Here is a 22,587-nt window from a genome sequence, read left to right on the forward strand (position 1 = left end):
GACTACGGGCCCCGCGTCGCCGGCTCACGCCCGAAGTAGCCGTCAGGCGAAGGAGACCGAGGCGTAGTCGCCCACGGGGACGTAGCCGAGCCTCTGGTAGATCGAGTTCGACGTCGGGTTCGACAGGTCGGTGAAGAGCAGCACCTCCGAGGCGCCGGCCGCCGTCGCGGCGGCGGTGGCCGCGTGGGTGACGGCCGAGCCGTAGCCCCGGCCGCGCAGTTCCGGCGGGGTGTAGACCGGGCCGATCCGGGACATGCCGGCGATCGGCTGGGAGAAGGCGGCCAGGGAGACGGGTGATCCCCCGTCGTCCCAGTAGACGAGCTCCTCCCGGTTGGTGCGGGCCGAGACGAGCGGGGTCGGGTCGGCGTCGCGGTCGACGTGGGCTTCGGTCTGGAAGGCGTTGAACCAGTTGACGAGATGGTCGCGGTCGGCGGCGGTGGCCGTACGGGAAGAGCCGGGGGTTCTGTGCGGGGCCAGGGTGGTCAGACGGTAGAGGCGCTCGCTGCGGCGGAAGACCTCGGGGCGCCACCAGGCGCGGGCGAAGGCCTCGGCCACCTCCAGCGGGGCCGAGACGCCCGGGACGGCGCGGTCGAGCGCGATCAGCTCACGGGCCAGCGACCCCAGGGCCCGGACGGGCACCGCGCCCAGGAGGAGCGGGTAGGGCGGGGTGTGCAGGATCGCCCCGGCGATCTCGTCGTCTTCGACGAACCAGCCGCACAGGTTGTCGTCGGTGAAGACGCCGCTCCGCAACCCCCGGAGCACGGTCAGCGGGACCGTGTTCCGGACGGGGTCGCGGAGCAGCCAGTCTTCGGCGTCACCGGGGAAACCGGTGACATCGTCGCTCAGAACCCAGGTCATGCACCGGATCCTAGGCCGCCGACTCCTCGAGGTAGGGCGCCCATTGCGGGTCCCCGTCGAGCTGGGCGCCGATCAGCCTCCAGTGGGGCCCGCGGGGGACCACCGGGGGCACCCGGAGCTGCCAGCCGATCTCCTCAAGGAGTTTGTCGGCCTTGCGATGGTTGCAGGGCATGCAGGACGCCACGCAGTTCTCCCACGTGTGCGGGCCGCCCTTGGAGCGGGGGATGACGTGGTCGATCGTCTCGGCCCGCTGGCCGCAGTAGGCGCAGCGGAAGTCGTCGCGGCGCATCAGCGCCGCCCGCGTGAGCGGGATCCTCGACCGGTAGGGAATGCGGACGTAGCGGCGAAGCCGGATCACCGACGGGATGTCGAGGGTCCGGGTCGCGGATCTGAGCACACCGCCGCGGCCGTCGCGATGGATGATGTCGGCCTTCTCGCGGAGCACGAGCACGATCGCCCGGTGCATCGAGAGAGTGGTCAGTGGCTCATAGGTTGCGTTGAGGAGTAGAACCTGGCGCATCAGCCGACCTCCCCGGCCATGGCTGTGCGCCGGAGTTGTGGCCCCGTCTGTTGGGACTCAGGTCGTTCTTTCACACGGACCTCCGCCGGACGGCCCAGCGGATGGTCACCACGGCACCGTCCTCAACCAAAGTGTGTCCTTTGCGAAGACAAGTCCGCCACCCCATAACCTGGGCAACTGGTACGCCTGATGCTCTTTATGCCCCGGCGATCATCTTTTTACTCCCCCCGACAGGCGTGTCGGCCTACGGTGTCGGGCTGTCGGTGAGCTGCCTTAGAGTGCCAGGCATGACGCGACCTTCCTACCCCGCCGCAAGGCGTGCCGACGTGGCCGACGTGCTCCACGGCACCACCGTGCCCGACCCCTACCGGTGGCTGGAGGAGCCGGCGTCCGCCGAGGTCAATGACTGGCTCGCGGCGCAGGCGAAGCTGTTCGGCGAGGCCGAGATGACCGGCCGCGAGCGCTTCCGCGGCCGGGTGGCCGAGCTGCTGAAGTCGGGCTCGATCGGGGTCCCGGCCTGGCGCGGCGCGCGGCGCTTCTTCATGCGCCGCACCCCCGAGCAGGAGCACTCGGTCCTGTACGTCGTCGACGCCGACGGCACCGAGAGGGCCCTGCTCGACCCGATGGCGCTCGACCCGAGCGGCCTCACCACCCTCGACACCTGGCAGCCCGACAAGGAGGGCCGGCTGCTCGCCTACCAGATCTCGGTGGGCGGCGACGAGGAGTCGAAGCTCTTCGTCATGGACGTCGAGTCGGGCGAGATCGTCGAGGGCCCGATCGACCGCTGCCGCTACTCCCCCGTGGCCTGGCTGCCCGGCGGGGAGCGCTTCTACTACGTCCGCCGGCTCGCCCCCGAGCTGGTGCCTCAAGACGAGGAGCAGTACCACCGGAGGGTCTACCTCCACACGGTCGGCGCCTCCCCCGACGACGACGTCCTGATCTTCGGCGAAGGGCTCGAGAAGACCAACTACTACGGCGTCTCGGTCTCGCGCGACGGCTCGTGGCTGACGATCTCGGCGTCGCGGGGCACCGCGCCGCGCAACGACCTGTGGCTGGCCGACCTGCGCTCGGGCGACATCGCGGCGCCGGCGCTGGTGACCGTCCAGGAGGGGGTCGACGCCCAGACCGGGCTGCACTTCGGGCGCGACGGGCGGCTCTACGTCTTCACCGACCGCGACGCGCCCCGGGCCCGGGTCTGCGTGACCACGCCCGACCAGCCGGGCTACGAGTCGTGGCGCGACCTGCTGCCCGAAGACCCCGAGGCGGTGCTGAGCGACTACGCCATCCTCGACGACCTCGACGAGCCGATCATGCTGGCGGGCTGGACCCGCCACGCGATCTCCGAGATCACCATCCACCGCCTCGAGACCGGCGAGCGCATCGGCTCGGTGCCGACGCCCGGCATCGGCACGATCGGCGGCATCTCCGAGCGCCCCGAGGGCGGCCACGAGGCGTGGTTCGGCTACACCGACAACACCACCCCGCCCACGATCCAGCGGTTCGACGCCCTGACCGGCGAGACCACCCTGTGGGCGGCCTCCCCCGGCACGGTCGACGTGCCGCCGGTGCAGACCGAGCACCTGGTCTACCCGTCGGCCGACGGCGCCGAGGTCCACCTGCTGGTGATCTCCCCCGTCGACCGCGACGGCCCGCGTCCGACCATCCTCAACGGCTACGGCGGCTTCGGCATCTCGATGACGCCCGGCTACTCGGCCTCGGTGCTGAGCTGGGTCGAGGCGGGCGGCGTCTACGCCATCGCGCAGCTGCGGGGCGGCGGCGAGCAGGGTGAGGAGTGGCACCGCGACGGCATGCTGGCCAACAAGCAGAACACCTTCCGCGACTTCGAGGCCGCCGCCGAGTTCCTGATCGCCCGGGGGGTCACCACGCCCGAGATGCTCGGCATCTCCGGCGGCTCCAACGGCGGCCTGCTGGTGGGCGCGGCGCTGACCCGCCGTCCCGACCTCTTCGCCGCCGTGGTGTGCTCGGCGCCGCTGCTCGACATGATCCGCTACGAGAAGTTCGGCCTGGGCGCGACCTGGAACGTCGAATACGGCTCGGCCGACGACCCCGAGGAGTTCGGCTGGCTCTGGGCCTACTCGCCCTACCACCACGTGAAGGAGGGCGTCGACTACCCGGCGACCCTGTTCACGGTCTTCGCCAGCGACACCCGCGTCCACCCGCTGCACGCCTGGAAGACCGCCGCGGCCCTCCAGCACGCCACCGGCGGCGAGCGGCCGATCCTGCTCCGCAACGAGGCCGAGGCGGGCCACGGGGCGCGCGCGGTCAGCAAGAGCGTCGAGCTCGCCGCCGACCAGCTCGCCTTCTTCGCCACCCACCTGGGGCTGAAGGCCTGATCGACGGAACCGGCCGCACGGCCTGCCCTCTATGGGGTGGGCCGTGCGGCCGGCTCGTCTCGCGGAAAGCTCCCTCAGCGGGGGAAGATGACCGTCTTGTGGCCGTCGAGCAGGATGCGGTGGTCGGCGTGCCACTTCACGGCGCGGGCCAGAGCCTGGCATTCGAGGTCCTTGCCGATCGCCACGAGGTCTTCCGGCGAGTGGGTGTGGTTCACCCGGGCGACCTCCTGCTCGATGATCGGCCCCTCGTCGAGGTCGGCGGTCACGTAGTGGGCGGTGGCGCCGATCAGCTTCACGCCGCGGGCGTGGGCCTGGTGGTAGGGGCGCGAGCCCTTGAACGACGGCAGGAACGAGTGGTGGATGTTGATCACCCGGCCCGACAGCTTGCCGCACAGGTCGGCCGAGAGCACCTGCATGTAGCGCGCCAGCACCACCAGGTCGGCCCGGTAGTGGTCGACCAGGGTCAGGATCTCCTGCTCCTGGCGTTCCTTGGTCGCCGGGGTGACCGGCAGGTGGTGGTAGTCGACCCCGTGCGACTGGGTGAGCGGCCGCAGGTCGGGATGGTTGGAGGCGACCGCGACGATCTCGATGCCGAGCGACTTCGACCTGACCCGGTAGAGCAGGTCGTTCAGGCAGTGGTCGAACTTGGAGACCAGCACCAGCACCCGGGGCAGCACGGCCCGGTCGAAGAGCTGGAGTTCCATGCCGAAGTCGGGGGCGAGGGCGGCGAAGTCCCCGCGCAGCACGTCGGCGGCGGTCTCTGCGGTGAACTGCACGCGCATGAAGAACCGTTCGGAGACGGGGTCTCCGAACTGCTGGCTCTCGGTGATGTTGCAGCCGTGGCGGGCCAGCAACCCGGAAACGGCGGCCACCACTCCGGGGCGGTCAGGGCACGAGAGCGTCAGCACGTATTCGGCGGTCATAATCCGCAAACCTTCAGTCGACGGGGTGACTCGGACGGAGAATGATACCCGGACCGGCACTGGCGAATGGGGGACGTCACAGTGGCTGAGACGAGACCGGCCGCGCGCGTCATCTGCCTCGACGGCGACGGACGGGTGCTGCTGCTCCGCTGGCACGACCACGTCAGCGACGAGGTCTTCTGGGAACCGCCCGGCGGCGGCATCGACCCGGGCGAGTCGGCGCTGGCGGCGGCGCGGCGGGAGCTGACCGAGGAGACCGGCCTGCCCGGCGAGGCGGTCGAGGACGTCTGGGTGCAGGTGGAGCGCGACTTCCACTGGCTGGGCGTCCACTACATGAAGACCGAGCCGTTCTTCCTGGCCCGGTTCCCGGGCACGCCGAAGGTCGGCGGCACCGAGTTCACCTCCGAGGAGACCGGCACCTACCGGGGCCACGCCTGGCACACCCCCGACTCGCTCGACACGCTGCCGGAGCGGGTGGAACCGCCGAACCTCCGCGACGTGATCGACCGCCTGGTCTAGGCCCGCCACGTCGCCGGGATCGCAGCGGCGGCGATCAGCACGGTCCCACCGAGCAGCGTCGCCACGGCGACCTGGGGGCTCAGCGAGGCGACATATAGGTCCCGCAGGCCACGTTGCTGACCAGGCCCGAGAGCGTGGTGGTGGCGCGCAGGTAGTGGTCGCGAACGAGCCAGCGCAGGCCCTCGGCGATCTCCGCCGCCAGGACCTTCTTCTCGGTACGCGGCCCCGGAGGCACCCGCCGCAGGAACGCCAGCGTGCCGATCGACACCACCGAGGTGAGCACTCCCCCGGCGAACGGCACCGCCTGCCCGAGGCCGAACAGGAAACCGCCGACGGGGCGGCCGAGGAGACCGGCAACGCTGGTCCGGGCCTCGTTCCCGGCCAGCGCGCCGGCGATCTTCGGCTGGTCGACGAGGCCGCGCAGCAGGTTCACCTCGGCCAGCGAGTAGATGACCGCCGCCGTCCCGTCGGCGAACGCGATCAGGGCGAACAGCACGAAGCCCGGCTCGCCGGTGACCACCGCCGCGACCATGGCCAGCGCGGTCGCCAGCCGGGCGGTCTCGGCGCCGATCATCAGCGTGCGGGCGTCGCGGCGGTCGACGTACACCCCTCCCGGCAGGTAGAGCACCAGGTAGGGGATCATGCCGGCCGAGGCGATCAGGCCGGCCGCGACCGGTGAGCCGAGGACCGCCAGGGCCAGCAGCGGATAGGCGACCGCGGTGGCCCTGGCGCCGAGGAAGGAGACCGTCGAACCCGTCCAGAACAGGACGTAGTCACGGATCATGTGCCGAGGGCGTGCCGGATGTCGGGGTCGTCGGGGTCGAGGTCGTGGGCGCGTCTCAGGTCGTCGAGGGCGGCCTCCTCCTGGCCGAGGGCCCGGTGGGCGACGGCGCGGTTGAAGTAGACGGCGGCGTCCTCGTCGAGTTCCAGGGCCCGGGTGAGGTCGGCCAGGGCGCCTTCGGCGTCGCCGCTCTCGTAGCGGAGGATGCCGCGGTTGGCCCAGATGGCGGCCAGGTCGGGGGCGCCCTCGATGGCCACGTCGAAGGCGGCCATCGCGGCCGCGTGGTCGCCCTGGGCGGTCTCCAGCTGGCCGAGCACGGCGTGCAGGTGGGGGTTGCGCGGGTCGAGTTCCAGGCCCGACCTGACGTCGGCGCGGGCGGCCTCGTGGTCGTCGAGCATCTCGAGGATGCCGGCGCGGTTGACGTAGGCGTTCAGGAAGCCGGGGTCGAGTTCCAGCACGTGGTCGAAGTCGGCGCGGGCGCCCGCCAGGTCGCCCTGGCCGAGGCGCAGTTCGCCCCGGTTGTAGAACGCCTCCGGGAGGGGCGGGCCGACGGCCATCGCGGTCTCGTAGTCGGCCAGGGCGGCGTCGGTCTGGCCCAGGCGCAGCCGCAGGTTGCCCCGGTCGAGGTAGTGGTCGGGGACGGCGGGGTCGTAGGCGATGGCCCGGTCGAGGTCGTGCAGGGCCTCCTTCGGGTTGCCCATCGTGGCCAGCAGCTGGGCGCGGTTGGCCAGCAGGACCATGCGGTGCAGCGGGTGGGCGCCCACGGGGAGTTCCTCGGTCAGGGACAGCGCCGATTCGACCAGGTCGAGGGCGGCGTCGAGGCGACCCTGGCGCAGTTCGATGAGGGCCTTGCCGTTCTGGTCGAAGCCCAGCTTGAAGGCGCGTTCGTGCGGGTCGGGCAGGATCGTGGAGATCGCGATGGCCTGGTTGATCCAGGCGGTCGCCCGGCCGAGGTCGCGCTGGGCGGGGTCGGGGTGGCGGGCGTCCAGCATCGCGGTGCCGTAGGCCGAGGCGGCGTGCACGGCGGGATCGACGCTGGCGCGGCGCGCCTGGTCGTACACCTCAAGGGCCTCTGATCGGCGGCCGAGGCCGCCGAGGGCGGTCGCGGTGCGCTGGGCGAACCGCCACCAGCCGGGCGAACCCGGTTCGGAGAGGGCCAGGCCGCGGTGCCCGAGTTCCACGACGGCGTGCAGGAAACCCTCGCCCACGCAGCGGTCGACGGCGGCCCACAACGCCTCCGCGGCGGCGCACGGGTCGCTGCCGCGCTCCAGGTGCCAGGGCAGCGCGCCGAGCATCTCCGCCGGTCCCAGCTGCGCGGCGCGGCGGTCGTGGCGGTCTCTGCGGTCGGCGGGATCGAGGGCCTCGTAGGCGGCCCAGGCGGCGGGATCGTCGGTGGTCCCGTCGGAGTCGATCACGTCGCGGGGCGCCGACGAGGTGTCGAACATGATCACGGTGACGCCGGGCAGCCGCCGGGACAACACCTGGAGCAGCTCCAGGTCGGTCGGGTCGGCTTCGTGGACGTTGTCGGCCACCAGCGAGACGCCGTCGGGCATGACCTCCAGGGCGAGTTCGGCGATCCCGTTGGCCAGGCGCAGCGTGCGGCGCGGCGCCGGAACGAGGATGCGCTCGTCGTCGGGCAGGGTCGCGTCGATCGGCCGCCGTCTCCCGGGAGCACGCTCCCGCGATCCCGGGAGAACGGCGTCGATCTCGATGTCGAATCGGTCGGCTAGGCCGGGGGAACGCTCCAAGGCCTCGGTCACGAGTACGCGGAGCAGAGCTCCACCGAACGTGTAGGGCCCGCGCAGCCGCCGATGCGCGTTGACGGCGGCCATGAAGAGCGGTGGCGCCCCGAGCGTGCGGAGCGCCGCCATACGGTCACGAGAGAGATCTCCCCGAACCCAGATCTGCCGAGGCCCCGGCCTCACCCCTTGTGGATGACGCTCGCGGTGCCGGTGAGTTTCACCGTGCCGGGCTTCCGGACAATGATCTTCTTCATCGTGCCTCTTTCCCCGCTAAAGGGTTCCCCACTTTGGGCAACAACGCACAATTATTAGTACGAATGTGCGTCTCGCCAATAGTAGAGACCGACTATTTCGGGGGAAATAGCGAAGAACGGGCAGATGTCAGGACTTTCTCGACATAAAGAACAACCGAAACTCCTCTTTCCTCCCTGCGCAGTTCGCGCCAGCCGTACTTCCGGTAGAGCGCGACCGCGGCGCTCTGCTGCAGGGTGGTGTCGGCGCACAACACCGAGTAGCCGAGCTCGCGCGCCCGCTCCTCCAGGGTCTCCAGGATCAACGCGCCGTAGCCGCGCCGCTGGAAGTCGGGGTGGACGCGCAGGCGGCACATCTCGGCCGTCTCGTCGTCGACCCGCCGCAGCGCGCCCATGGCCGCCAGCCGCCCACCGGGCACCTCGCCGACCAGGAACTCCCCCCGATCGTCGAGGTAGACCTCCTGGATCCGGGGGAAGTCGTCGTCGTAGTAGACCCCGTCGCCGGGGACCAGCCCGACCTGCGCCAGACCGGCCTGGTGCATCGCCCACACCTCGTCGAGATCCGACCAGCGGTAGCGACGCACCCGCAAAGGGGCCGTCACGTGTTGCCCATCGAGAAGTCGATCGGGGCGCGGACCAGCGCCTCCGCTTTCAGGCCGTCGAGACCGGGCACGCCTTCTCCGTTCTTGGTGACGATCGCCCGGATCAGGTCGTTGACTCGGCCCATGACCAATTCTGTCCGGTGAATGTTCTCGATCCGGTGAAGGGCGTCGAGCCCCTGCTTGACCGCCTCTTCGGGGTCTCCCTCCAGCAACCGGCACATGGCCAGGTCGATGCGGATGAGGGTCTGGTCGAGCGGCTCGCCGGCGTACTGGCCCAGGGCCTGTTCGAGCACCACGTCGGCCTCCAGCGTCTCGCCCAGCTTCACCAGGACGTCGCCCTGGTAGAAGTAGAGCTGCCGCTCGGTGTAGCCGAACGCGGCGTCCTCCTGCTCCGAGGGCACCATCTGGGCGAAGGCCGCCCGCGCCCGCGACAGGGCGCGCTTGGCCTGTTCGACGACGTCTTTCTTCTGGCCGGTCGCCCCGGCGAGCATCGCCAGCGCGCGGGCCTCCACGACCGGGGCCATCGTCTTGGCCGCGCACGGGGTCTGGCCCGCGAGGTCGCGGCTCTTCTTCGCGAGGGTCAGGGCCTCACGCGGGTCGCCGTAGTAGAGCGGCACCAGGGATTCGCGGGCGGTCACCCACGCCCGCAGCGCGCGGTCGCCGGTCTCGTCGGCGGCGGTGCGGCCGGTGCGGAAGAAGGTCCGGGCGAGCCGGTGGTCGCCCAGGTCGATCAGGATCATGCCGGTCAGGCCCGATAACTGGGCGGCCATGCGGCACAACCGCTCCTGCAGGTCGACCGGCTGCCGCCGTTCCAGCGCCGTGCGGACCGCGGAGAACTCCAGCAGCACGTCACAGAGCAGGCGTAAGGGCGGGGTGTTCATGTACTGCCTGCCGAAGCCGATCGTGGCCTCTTCCCACTGATCGAGCATCGCCGGGGAAACCGTCGCCGACACCATGACGTCGTCCATCTTGCGGCGAATGTTCTCGGTGGCCGCGAGCACCTGGGCGTCGAGCCCGGACACCTGTACGGCGGCACCTCCGGCGAGGAGCTGCAGCAGCGTCCTCCGTAGCACGTTCTCGTCCTCCTCGCCCCCGCCCTGCGCGGTCACGCCGCTGTCCGGTTGGAGCAGCAGCTCGCGCGGGACCGGGGAAACGTCGGGTCTTGCCTCTTGGGGGTCGCCGCCGCGTACGACGCCCGGCATGCGGTGGCCGTGGCCACAGATGCACGGGCCCTCGTATCCGAGGGCGACCGGTTCAACCCGGTAGACGGTGCACAGGTAATGGAGGTATTCGGGCCCGGGCCGCTTGAGCCCGGACTCGTACGCCGACAGGAGGGTCTCCCCGATCCCCGGAGGGTTCTTGCCGTCTCTCTCGAAGAGAGCGCGTACTTGTTCGATGACGTCGGCGAGCGCTATGCCGTGCGAGAGGCGGTGGCATTTGATCCGGGACGTACCGAACTGAACCGAGCACGCTTCGAAGATCTCCTCAGCGATGCTCGCCAGACTCCGCCCCGCGGCCAGGCCCCTGGCCCGCACCCGCCGGGCGGTCTCCGTTTCCTTGTGCTGCCTGCCGGACATACCGGCCCCTCTCCGTGGCCGGCCGTAGGCGCCGTCCACATGTCCCGACCGGTCCACAATTCGTTGACACAGCGTAACCTCGGGGTTGCACTACGCCCAGAAGAAATAATGGACCAGATTTGGTGCGGCCCGGACCTGCAATAGAACGTGCTGATAGAGGATCGTCCACCGGCGGGCGACATTCTTCAACCCACTTGGTGGTAACCGCATCCAACGCCCACTTATCACCTCGTTGACCCATCCCGCTCAGTGAGTCATCTTGGGCCGACCAGCAACGAACACAGGGTTCGGATTGCGGGAGGAGGAGGACGAACGTTGGGGGAGGACGATTTCGGGCATCTGGAGCGACTCGCTTCGGAGCTCGACTCGCGGGGACTCCTCGCACGGGTCGTAACCACCCAAACGGGTCGGGCCTTCGTGCGAGTGATCAACCCGAAGGCGACGAGTCTCACCGAGAACGTCGTCTGCAAGTCGGCCGACTACTGGTGGTCCTGGGGGGAGCGGATGCATCGAGCGGATGATCCGGCCGGAGCCGCCACGAAAGTCGCCCGCGTTCTCGCCGCGGTGGGCGAGTAGATCGAAACGGCGACGGGCCGGGTGAAGCGCAGTCACCCTGAGCCCGCCGTCACCGCCGCGGCTCCACGGAGCCGGCGGGCGGCCCGGTGCGGAACGTTCCCACGGGAACGTTGTGGCCGGCCCGCCGGCTCCGAATTCCACTGTCACAACCACGGTTTTCCCTGGTCTGCCGCCCGCTGACGCGGGTGGCACTGGGGGGGATCCCCCTCTCGGAGAAAGGCACGAGACACGCTTCCGGGTGCGCGTCTCCGCCCCGCTGACCGCCACACGAGCACTGGTCCCGCCGCCCTCCGCGGCCCGGCGGGACCGTGCTCACGTCCCCCGGCGTGAATGTGACGACAGCCGGTTTGATCGGCAAAAATGGGTGCAGGCCTGCCCGAATCCGACCGAGCCGATCCGAGGGGGATCCACTCCGTGTTCCTGCTCTCCCCGAGCCCTTCCCCGACTCCCACGCCGACCTCCACAAACTTCATCCCTGATCCGAAGGATGTGGCGAACGCGGTCTGCAGCAGTGACGACTTCGGGATCTGCAATCTGGTGAGCGGCCTCATAGGGAACGCGGACTGGGCGAAGATCGTCGCGGGCCTGCTCAGCGCGAGCATCGCGATCGTGCTGATCCTTGTCGTCGCCATCATCCTCCGGGCGATCGTGCACCGCCTGATCAAGCGCGTCTCCACCCGCGCCTCCTCCGTGTCGATGCCGGAGCGGCTGCGGTCCCGGTTCGGCGGCCCTCAGGAGGGCCTTGACGCGATCCTGGCCGAGCGCCGCCGCCAGCGATCGGAGACCCTGGGCTCGGTGTTGCGGCACGTCACGTCGATAGTGATCCTCGGCACCGCGCTGCTGATGATCATCTCTCGCCTCGGCCTCGACCTGGCGCCGTTGCTGACCAGCGTCGGCATCCTGGGCGTCGCCATAGGGTTCGGCGCCCAGGAGCTCGTCAAGGACTTCATCGCCGGCATGTTCATGCTGATGGAGGACCAGTACGGCGTCGGCGACGTGGTCGACGTCGGCGTCTCCACCGGCACCGTCGAGGCGGTCAGCCTGCGCATCACGCGGCTCCGCGACGCCGACGGCAAGGTCTGGTACGTCCGCAACGGCACCATCACCCGCGTCGCCAACGAGTCGCAGGGCTGGTCGCGGGCCCTCGTGGACATCCCCGTCGCCTACGACTCCGACGTGGCCCAGACCCGCGAGATCCTGGTGGACGTCACCACCGAGATGTGGGACGACCAGCTCTACCGCGACAGCATCATCGTCGAGGAGCCCCAGGTCTTCGGCATGGAGCAGATCTCCGGCACGGCCATCGTCTTCCGGGTCGTCGCCAAGACCGCCCCGGGCAAGCAGCACGAGGTGGCGCGGGAGCTGCGTACCCGGATCAAGAGGGCTTTCGACCAGCGCGGACTGGCCATCGCCACGATCGCGTGACACCGGCACTCGTGAGCTGTTTTAACCTGAGAAGGTGAGCAGCGAGCAGACGTTTTACGACCTCGTCGGTGGCGAGGAGACCTTCGACCGACTCGTCAGGCGGTTCTACGAAGGCGTCCGCGAAGACCCGGTGCTCAAACCCCTCTATCCCGAAGACGACTTCGAGGGCGCCGAAGACCGGTTGCGGATGTTCCTCAAGCAGTATTGGGGTGGCCCCAGCACCTACAGCCAGGAGCGCGGCCACCCCCGGCTGCGCATGCGGCACGCCCCGTTCGTGATCGGCGAGGCCGAGCGCGACGCGTGGCTCAAGCACATGGGCGACGCGGTCAACGAGCTCCAGCTGCCCGCCGAACAGGAGAGCAAGCTGTGGCAATACCTGGTTTACGCCGCCCACAGCCTGGTAAACGCATGAGATGACCTCCCCCTGGTGGCGCGACGCCGTCGTCTACGAGATCTACGTCCGCAGCTTCGCCGACGCCTCGGGTGACGGCGTCGGCGACCTTCCCGGGATCACCAGCCGGCTCCCCTACCTCGCCGAGCTGGGCGTCGACGCCATCTGGCTGACCCCCTTCTACCGGTCACCGATGGCCGACGGCGGCTACGACGTGGCCGACTACCGCGACGTCGACCCGTCGTTCGGCACCCTGGCCGACTTCGACGCCCTGATCGCCGAGGCCCACACGCTGGGCCTGCGGGTCATGATCGACATCGTGCCGAACCACAGCTCGATCGAGCACCCGTGGTTCCAGGAGGCGCTGAAGGGCGTCAAGCGCGACCGCTACATCTTCCGCACCGAGACCAACAACTGGCAGTCGGTGTTCGGCGGCCCGGCCTGGACCCGCGTCGCCGACGGCTCCTACTACCTCCACCTGTTCGCCCCCGAGCAGCCCGACTTCAACTGGCGCAACCCCGAGGTCCACGCCGAGTTCCTCGACGTGCTGCGCTTCTGGCTCGACCGGGGCGTCGACGGCTTCCGCATCGACGTCGCCAACGGCCTCTACAAGGCCGAAGACCTGCCCGACACCACCGCCGGCTTCGTGTCCGGCAGCCCGATGTCGAGCCGTCCCGAGGTCCACGGGGTCTACCGCGAGTGGCGGGCGCTCATGGACACCTATCCCGGTGAACGTGCCTTCGTGGGCGAGGTCTGGACCGACACTCCGGAGGACCTCGCTCTTTATGTACGTCCGGACGAACTCCACCAGAGCTTCAACTTCGCCTGGCTGAAGGCCCCCTGGTCGGCCGACGCGTTCCGCGCGGTGATCGACAAGACCCTGTCGGAGATCGCGGCGCCGACGTGGGTGTTGTCGAGCCACGACTCGGTCCGCCATGTCACCCGGTACGGCGAGGGCTCCCTGGCGCCGTCCGGGGGCATAGACCGGGCGAAAGCCGCACTTCTCGCCATGCTCGCCCTCCCGGGGTCGGCTTACCTCTACCAGGGGGAGGAACTCGGCCTCCCCGAGGTACAGGAAATTCCTCCCGACAAGCGGCAAGATCCGACCTTCTTCCAGACCAACGGCGAACTACCCGGCCGCGACGGCTGCCGGGTCCCCCTGCCGTGGTCGGGCTCGTCGAGCCCCTACGGCTTCGGCACGGGCGAACCGTGGTTGCCCCAGCCGTCGAGCTGGGCACTGCTAACCGCCGAACGCCAGGCCGCCGACCCGGCCTCGACGTTGTCCTTCTACAAGGCCGCCCTGGCCTGGCGGAAGCGAATCATGTCGGGCGGCGAGATCGAATGGCTGGCGGGGCCCGCCGACACGCTGTTCTTCCGGCGGGGGTCGGTGATCTGCGCGGTGAACTGCGGCGACGTGCCCGTTCCGTTGCCGGAGCACAAGGAGCTGGTGTTGGCGACGACCCCACTGGTCGACGACCTGCTGCCGGCCGACGGCGGAGCCTGGTTGCTGACCTGACCGTGTTCTGAGAGGGAAAGTTTTCTACCCGCTCACTTCTCCCGTCGTCTTCCACCCAGGAGGAGAAAACCACTCCTGGGAGACTGACGCCGTGACCGCTTTACACGAGGGCATGATCATCAGCGTCCGGACCCGCCGGGACGTCGTGGTCGTCGATCCGGCGCGATTCCTGGCGGCCGCTCGTGCGGCCTATCGCGAGCTCCATCCCGACGCCGACGAGGCCGAGGTGGTCGCCGAGGTCGCCGACGTGTGCACGTCCTCGATCAGGTGGTCGCCCACGTGGACGCACTCCTCCGGTTCCACCCCCAGCCGGGCCGCCGCGTGACGGTAGATCTCGGGGTCGGGCTTGCGATGGCCGCATTCGGCGGCGACGACCGTACAGGACAGGAAATCGGCCACCCCGATCAGGTCAGGGCGTGAGTTGCCGTTGGTGATCAGGGCCAGCGGGTGGCCGCGCGACCGCAGCTCCCGCAGACAGGGCAGCGTGTCCGGATAAAGGGTGACCCCGGCGTGCCGGGCGCGCATGTACTCGGCGTGCACACGATCGGCGAAGCCGCCCGCCGCGCCCGTCAGCCGGGCGCACTCGGTGAAGGCCGCCCGCCGGATGTCCTCCATCGGCGCGCCGGCGAACTCGGGCCGGGCCGCCACGTCGTCGCGGACCCGTCTCAGCCACTCGGCCGTCACCGGCGGATCGAAGAGGCCCGCCGCCAAGACCAAGGCCCGCCGCATCGCTCCCTGGAAGTCCCACAGGGTCTCGTCGCCGTCGAAGGTGACCACTCTCACCCGGTGAATCATGCCCCGAAAAACTTCTGGGAACTTTTTGTTATCCCCTCGCGACCCGGAGGTCTCCTGTGTGGCGGCGCGTAGTGAGCGCCCCCTCCACGTCTCCTCAACAGGACAAGGACTCCAACCACCATGAGCACACCCGCCTCGCGCGGCATCCGAGCCGGACGCCAGTCCGGTGCACGTCAGGTCCGCAGCCTGGCGCTGGCCGGTGCCCTCGTCGGCCTCCTGGGCACCTCCGTGGTGAGCGTCACCTCCCCGGCCATCGCAGCCGAAGCGCCCGTCTCTCAGGGCCGTACCGCCATCGCCTCGTCGTCGGAGCGCGGTGACCTGTCGCCCGCGGCCGCTTTCGACGGGAAGACCGGCACCCGCTGGTCCAGCAAGTTCAGCGACCCGCAGTGGCTCGCCGTCGACCTCGGCAAGTCCACCGCCATCGACAAGATCGTCATCAACTGGGAGCGCGCCTACGCCACGGCCTTCCAGCTCCAGACCGCCGCCACCAGCAGCGGCCCCTGGAAGACGGTGTACAACACCACCTCCAACAAGGGCGGTGTGCAGACGATCGACCTGTCGACCACCGGCCGTTTCGTCCGCCTGTACGCCACCAAGCGCTCCAGCCAGTACGGCGTCTCCCTGTGGGAGTTCCAGGTCTTCGGCACCGGCGGGGGCGGCTCCAACCCGACGACCCCGACCCCGACGCCCACCCCGACCAAGCCGACGTCGACGCCTACCAGCAACCCGACGACGACCCCCACCGCCCCCGCCACCGGCTGGGTGCCCGTGGACCAGGCGGCGTGGAAGAAGACGCTCGACGCGTACAACAAGATCCCGTTCGAGACGGTGCCCGCGAACATCGTGCGGGTGCCCGAGTTCCACACCAACTGCACCACCGCCAACGAGGCCGCGGACGACCCGATCGTCCTGCCCGGCCTGGTCGGCGCCTCGCACCTGCACACCTTCTTCGGCCCGAAGGTCTCCGCGAAGACCACCACCGAAGACCTGCTCAAGAGCACCACGACCTGTGACGCTCCTGGCGACAACAGCGCCTACTGGGCACCGACCCTGCTGAAGAACGGCAAGCCGGTCCCGATGAAGAACTTCCGCGCCTACTACGGCTCGCGCCTGAAGGACCCGTCGGAGGTCCGGCCGTTCCCGCCGGGCCTGCGTGTCGTCCAGGGTGACGCCAAGCGTCAGGTCGCCACTCCGAAGGGCGCCTCCGGCCAGTTCTGGTGTGCCGGCAGCGCCGAGACCGGCCGTAGCGCCGACGGCAACTGGCCCGTCTGCGCCCCCGGCGGCAACCTGATCTACCAGCTCACCTTCCAGGACTGCTGGGACGGCAAGCACATCGACTCGCCCGACCACAAGTCCCACATGGGCCCCGCCAAGAACGGCACCTGCACCGGCGACTACCCCGTCGCCGTCCCGAACATCTCGATGATGCTCGGCTACGACTCGCTCGGCGGCGACGGCCTCGCGCTGTCGTCGGGCATGGCGTCCTCGATCCACGGCGACTTCATGAACGCCTGGACGCAGGACACCCTGAGCGCCCTCGTGAAGGTCTGCATCAACCAGAAGGCCAAGTGCGGCGTCACGCCGGGCTGGAAGAAGTAACGCTCCCCCGCTGAACGCCGTGCCGGCGCCCCACATCTCAGGGGGGCGCCGGCACGGTGCGTTCCCGGCCTCTTTCGGATTTCCAGCCCACCAACGCTTTTCGGCCCATTGGCGGCCTCCGACCCTTTTGGCGGTCCCCGACCGTTTAATGACTTCCGGGCACTCGACGGTTTCGAGGCACTCGACGGTTGTGGGGCACCCGACGGTTTGGGGCCGCTGACGATTTCAGCGGCCCTAACGGTTTCGGGGCCCTTGACGAGAGAAGCCACCCGCGGTGGGCGCGGGTGGCTTCTCTTCTGTTCGGATCGGACCCTAGTCGCGGGTCAGCTTCCGGTAGGTCACGCGGTGCGGACGGGCCGCCTCGGCGCCCAGACGCTCGATCTTGTTCTTCTCGTAGTCGGCGAAGTTGCCCTCGAACCAGAACCAGTTCGAACCCTCTTCCCAGGCCAGGATGTGGGTCGCGATGCGGTCGAGGAACCACCGGTCGTGAGAGGTGATCACGGCGCAGCCGGGGAAGTCGAGCAGCGCGTTCTCCAGCGACGACAACGTCTCGGTGTCGAGGTCGTTGGTCGGCTCGTCGAGCAGCAGCACGTTGCCGCCCTGCTTGAGGGTCAGCGCCAGGTTGAGCCGGTTGCGCTCGCCGCCGGACAACACGCCAGCCTTCTTCTGCTGGTCGGGGCCCTTGAAGCCGAACGCGGCGATGTAGGCCCGCGACGGCATCTCGACGTTGCCGACCTTGATGAAGTCGAGCCCGTCGGACACGACCTCCCACACGTTCTTGGCCGGGTCGATGCCCCCGCGCGACTGGTCGGCGTAGGAGATCTTCACGGTGTCGCCGATGACGATCCCGCCCTTGTCGGGGGTCTCGTTCCCGGTGATCATGCGGAACATGGTGGTCTTGCCGACGCCGTTGGGGCCGATGATGCCGACGATGCCGTTGCGGGGCAGGTCGAACGTCAGATCGTCCATCAGGACGCGGTCTTCGAAGCCCTTGGTCAGGTGCTCGGCCCGGATCACCGTGGTGCCCAGACGCGGGCCCGGCGGAATCTGGATCTCCTCGAAGTCGAGCTTGCGGAACTTGTCGGCCTCGGCGGCCATCTCCTCGTAGCGCTGGAGACGGGCCTTGCTCTTGGTCTGACGGGCGCGGGCGTTGGAGCGCACCCACTCGAGCTCGCCTTCGAGGCGCTTCTTGCGCTTGGCGTCCTTCTGGCCCTCGACCTTCAGACGGGCGGCCTTGGCCTCGAGGTAGGTCGAGTAGTTGCCCTCGTAGGGGAAACAGCGGCCGCGGTCGAGCTCGAGGATCCAGGTCGCCACGTTGTCGAGGAAGTAGCGGTCGTGGGTGACGGCCAGGACGGTCCCGGGGTACTTCTCAAGGTGGGACTCCAACCAGTTGACACTCTCGGCGTCGAGGTGGTTGGTGGGCTCGTCGAGCAGCAGCAGGTCGGGCTGCTCCAGCAGCAGCTTGCACAGCGCGACCCGGCGGCGCTCACCACCGGAGAGGGTGGTCACGTCGGCGTCGGGCGGCGGGCAGCGCAGGGCGTCCATCGCCTGCTCGAGCTGGGCGTCGAGGTCCCACGCGTTGCGGTGGTCGAGCTCGTCCTGCAGCTTGCCCATCTCTTCGAGCAGGGCGTCGCTGTAGTCGGTCGCCATCTCCTCGGCGATGGCGTTGAAACGGTCGAGCATCGCCTTGGTCTCGGCGACGCCCTCTTCGACGTTCCCGAGAACGGTCTTGGACTCGTTCAGCGGGGGCTCCTGCTGCAGCATGCCCACGGTGTAACCGGGCATCAGGCGGGCCTCGCCGTTGGAGGTCGGTTCGAGCCCGGCCATCATGCGCAGCAGGGTGGACTTGCCCGTTCCGTTCGGGCCAAGCACCCCGATCTTCGCTCCGGGCAGGAAGGACAGCGTGACGTCGTCAAGGATCACCTTGTCGCCGTGTGCTTTGCGCACGCGCTGCAACGTGTAGATGTACTCGGCCATGCAGTCAAGCTTAGTGGCAACTCAGCACGCGGTTGCTGGCTTGCCGCCGGGCGGCGGCATCTGCTGCGCCGGCAGGCAGACCCGGTCGCGCCCGAGCTCCTTGGCCCGGTAAAGAGCCAGGTCAGCGGCAGCGAGCAGCTCGATGAGATCATGCCCGTGGACGTTCATTATCGCCACCCCGAGCGAGATCGTGACCGTGATCATGGCGTCGTCGGCGGGCACCGCCATCCGCCCGACCCGGCTGCGCAGCCGCTCGGCCACCCGCCGCGCCTCGGCCAGATCGGCCCGCGGCAGCAGCACCACGAACTCCTCGCCGCCGAACCGCCCCACCACGTCGTAGTCGCGCAGCTGGCTGCGCAGCGTGGCGGCCACCCCGATGAGCACCTGGTCGCCGACGAGATGCCCGTAGGTGTCGTTCACCCGCTTGAAGTGGTCGATGTCGACGATCAGCAGCGCGAGCATCTCACCGGTGCGATGGGCCCGGACGATCTCGGTGTCGGCCTCACGCTGCCACGCGGCGGCGTTCAGCAACCCGGTCTTCGGATCGGTGCGGGCGGCGGCCTGCAACTGGGCGTGCATCAGGCTGCGCTGGAGCAACATCACCGGCGGCAGCGCCAGCACGAGCAGCAGCAGGTTGAGCCCGCACATGATCGCCACGATCAGCCCGAGGCAGAGCTCGACGGCGTCGAGCAGCAGGCTCTCGCGATCCCAGAGGACGTCGCGCCAGCGCACGTCGGGGTCGGCGGTGTGCGCCGCGACCGCGATCAGCGCGGTGTTGAGGATCGTGAACAGCGCCGCGCAGCCCACGGCCAGCACGATCGGCCAGCCCACCCCCTCGGTCAGCCGGGAGGGGTCGTCGACCTGCGAGTGGAACACCAGCGAGGCCGCCCCCGCCGCCAGCCCGATGGCCGCCGACGTGACGACCCGCCGATAGACGACGGTGGCCCGCACTCTGAGCTGCAGGAGGATCTGCAGCGGAATCGGCGCCAGCAGCGCGTAGACCGGCGGCAGCAGCAGCGCCACCGGCAACCACCAGGCCGACAGCAGGTCACGCGACACCCCGGCGGGCATGCCGAGCCGCCGGGTGGCCTCTATGCACACGGCGCCGCAGGCCATCAGCGAGCAGAACACCAGCAGATCGCCGACCGACGGAACGGTCACCAGCGACAACCCGGCGATCGCGACGAGATCGATGGTGACGATCAGAAAGAGATAGCCGACCAACGGGCGTCGCTGTGCCATCAAAGGCCAGCGGCCCGCCCGCGACGGAGGCCCCCCGATTGGTTTGGCCGAGGTCTGACTGGGCGCTGTCATCCGCTCCCCCAAACGCCTTCTCATCCGCTGAACGCAGCGTCTCACGATGTGTAACACAATAGTTGCGGAGTGTGCGACGCGCGACGGGAACCGCTACCTTGGGCGAGGTGGCCATCACAATCCGATGGCCGGCACGGAGGTTGACCGCTCACCCGGAGCGGGCCGCGCGCGGAAAGGAGCAGCCATGGCTCGGGGCGTTGTCTGGACCTGACCAGTCTGGTGCTCTCGCAGCGACACGATTAGTCGCCATCGGCCGTCCTCCCCACGCTGGTGAAACAGCGTGCGGGATACCGGCCGCGCACGGCCGATGCCCCCTCCATCGCGCACCAGCGACCGTCTCCCAGAAGTCCGCACCGCTTCCGGCTCTCCCCAGCCGGGACGACAGACCGGGGCCCCCAACTTTTTCGGGGGCCTGACGATCACCAACCAGATCTGGCCACGAGGTGCCAGGTCTGGTTTTTGGTGTGCTTGGAGGGTTTGCGGGGTTTGGTGACAGCGGGGTTTCCTTTCCCCGGGTGCACGAGCATGATCGGCGGGATCAGGGCGGGCTGCCTCCTGTAGACCCGGCGCTGTGTGCAGGGCGCCACGCGCGAGTGACGACTTCAACGGATGTCGGGCGGAGACCCGTCGATCCGGCCGATTCCGCCCCTGTGGGCGACGCCCCCGAACCGGCGTAATGCGCAGATCTGCCAATCGGCCGGTTCCCATCCTGTGGACGAGATCCCTAACCGGCATCAAATCTGCCGATCCGGTCCGTTCCCACCCGTATCCGACCTCCCCAACCGGCGCTACGCGCAGATCCGCCAATCGGCCAGTTCCCGCCAGCGGACGAGGCCCCCAACCGGCATCAAATCTGCCGATCCGGCCCGTTCCCACCCGTATCCGACCTCCACAACCGGCGCTACGCGCAGATCCGCCAATCGGCCAGTTCCCGCCAGCGGACGAGGCCCCCAACCGGCATCAAATCTGCCGATCCGGCCGGTTCCCACCCTGTATGGGACCTCCCCAACCGGTGCCATGCGCAAATCTGCCGTTGGTGCCTGCCCGCGTTTAGTTACAACGTCAGCCAGCGCCTGTGCAGACCTGTCGTTTACGCTGGCGGCCCCACGTGAGCGACGGTTCCTACAGCGCTGCAAGCAGAAAAGTCGCTCCGGGCGGTGTCCACCGTGTGGGTGGCAGTCCCAGCTGGCATTAGCCGACGCTCTGTCGCTGCTGCTGGAGCCGATGCATGAGCGACGGCTCCAAGCTGAGCCGCCAGTCGGGTCCTTCGAACGCCGCACTGTGCCGAAGGTCTGACCCTTTGCCGAAACGGGCTTCTCAGCAGGGTCCGCGAAACGGGTCTCATGTCCTTCTGTCGGCGCGTGCGGCCGGTCCGGATATCCACAGGACTACTGCGGCGGTCGGGTTATCCACAGGTGCGGATTCACGACGGCCGGCGAGGTTGGGCGGGGGCCACTGTTGTGCCCGAGCCCGGCGAGGGTCCGGGCAAACGGAGGACAGAGAGTTATGAGCGAGATCTACGTGACGCTGACCGGCAACGTCACCGACGACCCGAAGCAATTTACGTTCGGAGACGGATCCCGGGCCACCTCCATGCGGGTGGCCGTCGACCGCCGGATCCTCGACCGTCAGACGCAGACCTGGCGTGACGGCGAGACGACCTTCTACACCGTCAGGTCCTACCGGGGGCTGGCCGACCACGTGGCCCAGTCGGTCCGGCGGGGGCATCCGGTCGTGGTGGTCGGGAAGCTGCGGGTGAAGCAGTTCGAGCGGGAGGGCGAGCAGCGCTTCTGGGTCGAGGTGGAGGCCACCTCCGTCGGCCATGACCTGAAGTGGGGCATCTCCAGCTTCGAGCGTCCGGCCCGGGGCGCCTCGCGCGGGGCCATGACCGACGACGACCTGCGTGCGATGGAGGACGACACCCGCGACTGGGAGCTCAACACTCCCGGCCTGCGGGTCCTGGAGGGCGGCGCGGGCCAGGACGAGCCCGCCGAGACGGAGGAGACCGAGTCGTGGCCCGATGAGGTGGTCCCTGCCGCCGCCTGACGAATTCGACGGTCCCCACCGTCTGGGCCGGCCTGTTCGCCTCCCCCGAGCAGGCCGGCACCGTTCAGACCCAACCCGTGCACGATCGACCTGGCGATGGCGGCTCAGGAGAATTGGCGAGTATCCAGGATCTGCCCATCACGTCCATCGATGCGCTCCGAGCGGAGGCACGCCGGGTGGCTTCACCTAACGACCGGGACGCCTGGAAGCGGGTCGTACGGTCTGCTTCCTCCGTGAATGGGCCCGTGCGCTCCTCGATGGGCCCCTTTCACAGATCAGAGACCTGGCTGACCTGGAAACTGTCCTGGCCGATCTCGGCTTGGAAGCCGCCACCGGGCCTGACACGGCGGCTGCGGAGGTCACCGAATGGCTCGGCGCGCCCGGACACGACCACCGACGACACGCGACTGCGAGGGCGGCACGAGATCTGCCCGTGCCCGTGATGGTCGGGCACTGGTGATCGGGTGATCTGGCCGCAACAGGTTGGGCGGCCCGATCACGTCGTGCCATAGGCGCCTTGCGGGTCGCCGTGACCTGTGGGCACATGTCGGGCGGCAGGGTCACGACGTACCGCAAGCGCACTTGCGGGTCGACCGTGATCTAGCTCCACATGTCGGGCAGCCTGATCACGTCGTGCCGAGGCGCACTTGCAGGTCACCGCGACCTGGACGCACACGTCGGGCGGCACGATCACGACGTACCGCAAGCGCACTTGCAGGTCGGCCGTGACCGGGCCGCACACGACGGGCAGCCCGATCACGCCTGCCCTCGGCGCACTTGCGGATCGCGGTGACCTGGACGCACACGTCGGGCGGCACGAT

General features: G+C 69.2%; 17 protein-coding genes. 7 read left to right on the plus strand and 10 right to left on the minus strand.

What is annotated here, in order from left to right; translation table 11 throughout:
- Positions 1-42 precede the first annotated feature (42 nt).
- Both AW274_RS38110 and AW274_RS38115 read right to left on the minus strand, forming a co-directional pair.
- Positions 43-858: a GNAT family N-acetyltransferase gene (locus AW274_RS38110; protein WP_062443941.1), complete on the minus strand. Its 816-nt coding sequence runs from the start codon at positions 856-858 to the stop codon at positions 43-45.
- Positions 859-868: 10 nt separating this feature from the next.
- On the minus strand, positions 869-1,378 hold the full coding sequence (locus tag AW274_RS38115) for an HNH endonuclease (protein WP_062443946.1): 510 nt from the start codon (positions 1,376-1,378) through the stop codon (positions 869-871).
- A gap of 287 nt (positions 1,379-1,665) precedes the next feature.
- Between AW274_RS38115 and AW274_RS38120 the strand changes: the two genes are divergently transcribed.
- Entirely contained in the window at positions 1,666-3,732 is a 2,067-nt protein-coding gene (locus tag AW274_RS38120) for a prolyl oligopeptidase family serine peptidase (protein ID WP_062443949.1), read from the plus strand.
- A gap of 74 nt (positions 3,733-3,806) precedes the next feature.
- Here the strand turns inward: AW274_RS38120 and purU are convergent, their stop codons facing one another.
- Positions 3,807-4,655, minus strand: coding sequence for a formyltetrahydrofolate deformylase (purU, locus tag AW274_RS38125; RefSeq protein ID WP_062443952.1), 849 nt, complete (start codon positions 4,653-4,655; stop codon positions 3,807-3,809).
- Between the two features lie 81 nt (positions 4,656-4,736).
- Between purU and AW274_RS38130 the strand changes: the two genes are divergently transcribed.
- Positions 4,737-5,174: an NUDIX hydrolase gene (locus AW274_RS38130; RefSeq protein WP_157520949.1), complete on the plus strand. Its 438-nt coding sequence runs from the start codon at positions 4,737-4,739 to the stop codon at positions 5,172-5,174.
- Between the two features lie 79 nt (positions 5,175-5,253).
- Here AW274_RS38130 and AW274_RS38135 read toward each other — a convergent pair whose 3' ends face one another.
- From AW274_RS38135 to AW274_RS38150, 4 genes are all read right to left on the minus strand, one after another.
- Positions 5,254-5,958, minus strand: coding sequence for an MFS transporter (locus AW274_RS38135; RefSeq protein WP_062443959.1), 705 nt, complete (start codon positions 5,956-5,958; stop codon positions 5,254-5,256).
- A complete protein-coding gene (locus AW274_RS38140; protein WP_062443963.1) occupies positions 5,955-7,826 on the minus strand; it encodes a tetratricopeptide repeat protein in 1,872 nt (623 codons plus the stop codon). The genes AW274_RS38135 and AW274_RS38140 overlap by 4 nt, the downstream gene beginning before the upstream one ends.
- Positions 7,827-8,043: 217 nt before the next feature.
- On the minus strand, positions 8,044-8,550 hold the full coding sequence (locus tag AW274_RS38145; RefSeq protein ID WP_063813893.1) for a GNAT family N-acetyltransferase: 507 nt from the start codon (positions 8,548-8,550) through the stop codon (positions 8,044-8,046).
- Positions 8,547-10,127 carry a tetratricopeptide repeat protein gene (locus AW274_RS38150; protein ID WP_062443966.1) on the minus strand — a complete coding sequence of 527 codons (1,581 nt, stop codon included), beginning with the start codon at positions 10,125-10,127 and terminating at the stop codon, positions 8,547-8,549. The genes AW274_RS38145 and AW274_RS38150 overlap by 4 nt, the downstream gene beginning before the upstream one ends.
- 1,065 nt (positions 10,128-11,192) lie before the next feature.
- Here AW274_RS38150 and AW274_RS38160 point away from each other — a divergent pair.
- Genes AW274_RS38160 through AW274_RS38170 form a run of 3 tightly spaced genes read left to right on the plus strand, consistent with a single transcriptional unit; the run spans position 11,193 to position 14,035 of the window.
- Positions 11,193-12,128, plus strand: a complete 936-nt coding sequence (locus AW274_RS38160) for a mechanosensitive ion channel family protein (RefSeq protein WP_232320692.1) — start codon at positions 11,193-11,195, stop codon at positions 12,126-12,128.
- A gap of 34 nt (positions 12,129-12,162) precedes the next feature.
- Positions 12,163-12,540 (plus strand): globin, encoded by a 378-nt coding sequence (locus tag AW274_RS38165; protein ID WP_062443973.1) that lies wholly within the window; start codon positions 12,163-12,165, stop codon positions 12,538-12,540.
- Between the two features lies 1 nt (position 12,541).
- Positions 12,542-14,035 carry a glycoside hydrolase family 13 protein gene (locus AW274_RS38170; protein ID WP_062443977.1) on the plus strand — a complete coding sequence of 498 codons (1,494 nt, stop codon included), beginning with the start codon at positions 12,542-12,544 and terminating at the stop codon, positions 14,033-14,035.
- Between the two features lie 189 nt (positions 14,036-14,224).
- Here AW274_RS38170 and AW274_RS38175 read toward each other — a convergent pair whose 3' ends face one another.
- Positions 14,225-14,818, minus strand: coding sequence for an HAD family hydrolase (locus AW274_RS38175; protein ID WP_198169605.1), 594 nt, complete (start codon positions 14,816-14,818; stop codon positions 14,225-14,227).
- A gap of 132 nt (positions 14,819-14,950) precedes the next feature.
- On the opposite strand from AW274_RS38175, the gene AW274_RS38180 reads away from it, so the two are divergent.
- Entirely contained in the window at positions 14,951-16,429 is a 1,479-nt protein-coding gene (locus tag AW274_RS38180) for a DUF1996 domain-containing protein (RefSeq protein ID WP_062443985.1), read from the plus strand.
- Between the two features lie 312 nt (positions 16,430-16,741).
- On the opposite strand, the gene ettA is transcribed toward AW274_RS38180, so the two are convergent.
- Together ettA and AW274_RS38190 are read right to left on the minus strand one after the other, a co-directional pair.
- Complete coding sequence (ettA, locus tag AW274_RS38185; RefSeq protein ID WP_062443988.1) at positions 16,742-18,406, minus strand: energy-dependent translational throttle protein EttA; 1,665 nt, start codon at positions 18,404-18,406, stop codon at positions 16,742-16,744.
- A gap of 21 nt (positions 18,407-18,427) precedes the next feature.
- On the minus strand, positions 18,428-19,630 hold the full coding sequence (locus AW274_RS38190) for a GGDEF domain-containing protein (RefSeq protein ID WP_232320693.1): 1,203 nt from the start codon (positions 19,628-19,630) through the stop codon (positions 18,428-18,430).
- Between the two features lie 1,596 nt (positions 19,631-21,226).
- On the opposite strand from AW274_RS38190, the gene ssb reads away from it, so the two are divergent.
- On the plus strand, positions 21,227-21,766 hold the full coding sequence (gene ssb, locus AW274_RS38195; RefSeq protein ID WP_062443995.1) for a single-stranded DNA-binding protein: 540 nt from the start codon (positions 21,227-21,229) through the stop codon (positions 21,764-21,766).
- Positions 21,767-22,587 lie beyond the last annotated feature (821 nt).

The sequence above is a fragment of the Herbidospora daliensis genome (genome assembly GCF_001570585.1).
Taxonomy (GTDB): domain Bacteria; phylum Actinomycetota; class Actinomycetes; order Streptosporangiales; family Streptosporangiaceae; genus Herbidospora; species Herbidospora daliensis.

Coding starts and splice junctions, on each gene's coding strand:
- AW274_RS38110 (WP_062443941.1), bottom strand. CDS start 858: ATGACCTGGGTTCTGAGCGACGATGTCACCGGTTTCCCCGGTGACGCC.
- AW274_RS38115 (WP_062443946.1), bottom strand. CDS start 1,378: ATGCGCCAGGTTCTACTCCTCAACGCAACCTATGAGCCACTGACCACT.
- AW274_RS38120 (WP_062443949.1), top strand. CDS start 1,666: ATGACGCGACCTTCCTACCCCGCCGCAAGGCGTGCCGACGTGGCCGAC.
- purU (WP_062443952.1), bottom strand. CDS start 4,655: ATGACCGCCGAATACGTGCTGACGCTCTCGTGCCCTGACCGCCCCGGA.
- AW274_RS38135 (WP_062443959.1), bottom strand. CDS start 5,958: ATGATCCGTGACTACGTCCTGTTCTGGACGGGTTCGACGGTCTCCTTC.
- AW274_RS38140 (WP_062443963.1), bottom strand. CDS start 7,826: ATGGCGGCGCTCCGCACGCTCGGGGCGCCACCGCTCTTCATGGCCGCC.
- AW274_RS38150 (WP_062443966.1), bottom strand. CDS start 10,127: ATGTCCGGCAGGCAGCACAAGGAAACGGAGACCGCCCGGCGGGTGCGG.
- AW274_RS38170 (WP_062443977.1), top strand. CDS start 12,542: ATGACCTCCCCCTGGTGGCGCGACGCCGTCGTCTACGAGATCTACGTC.
- AW274_RS38180 (WP_062443985.1), top strand. CDS start 14,951: ATGAGCACACCCGCCTCGCGCGGCATCCGAGCCGGACGCCAGTCCGGT.
- ettA (WP_062443988.1), bottom strand. CDS start 18,406: ATGGCCGAGTACATCTACACGTTGCAGCGCGTGCGCAAAGCACACGGC.
- ssb (WP_062443995.1), top strand. CDS start 21,227: ATGAGCGAGATCTACGTGACGCTGACCGGCAACGTCACCGACGACCCG.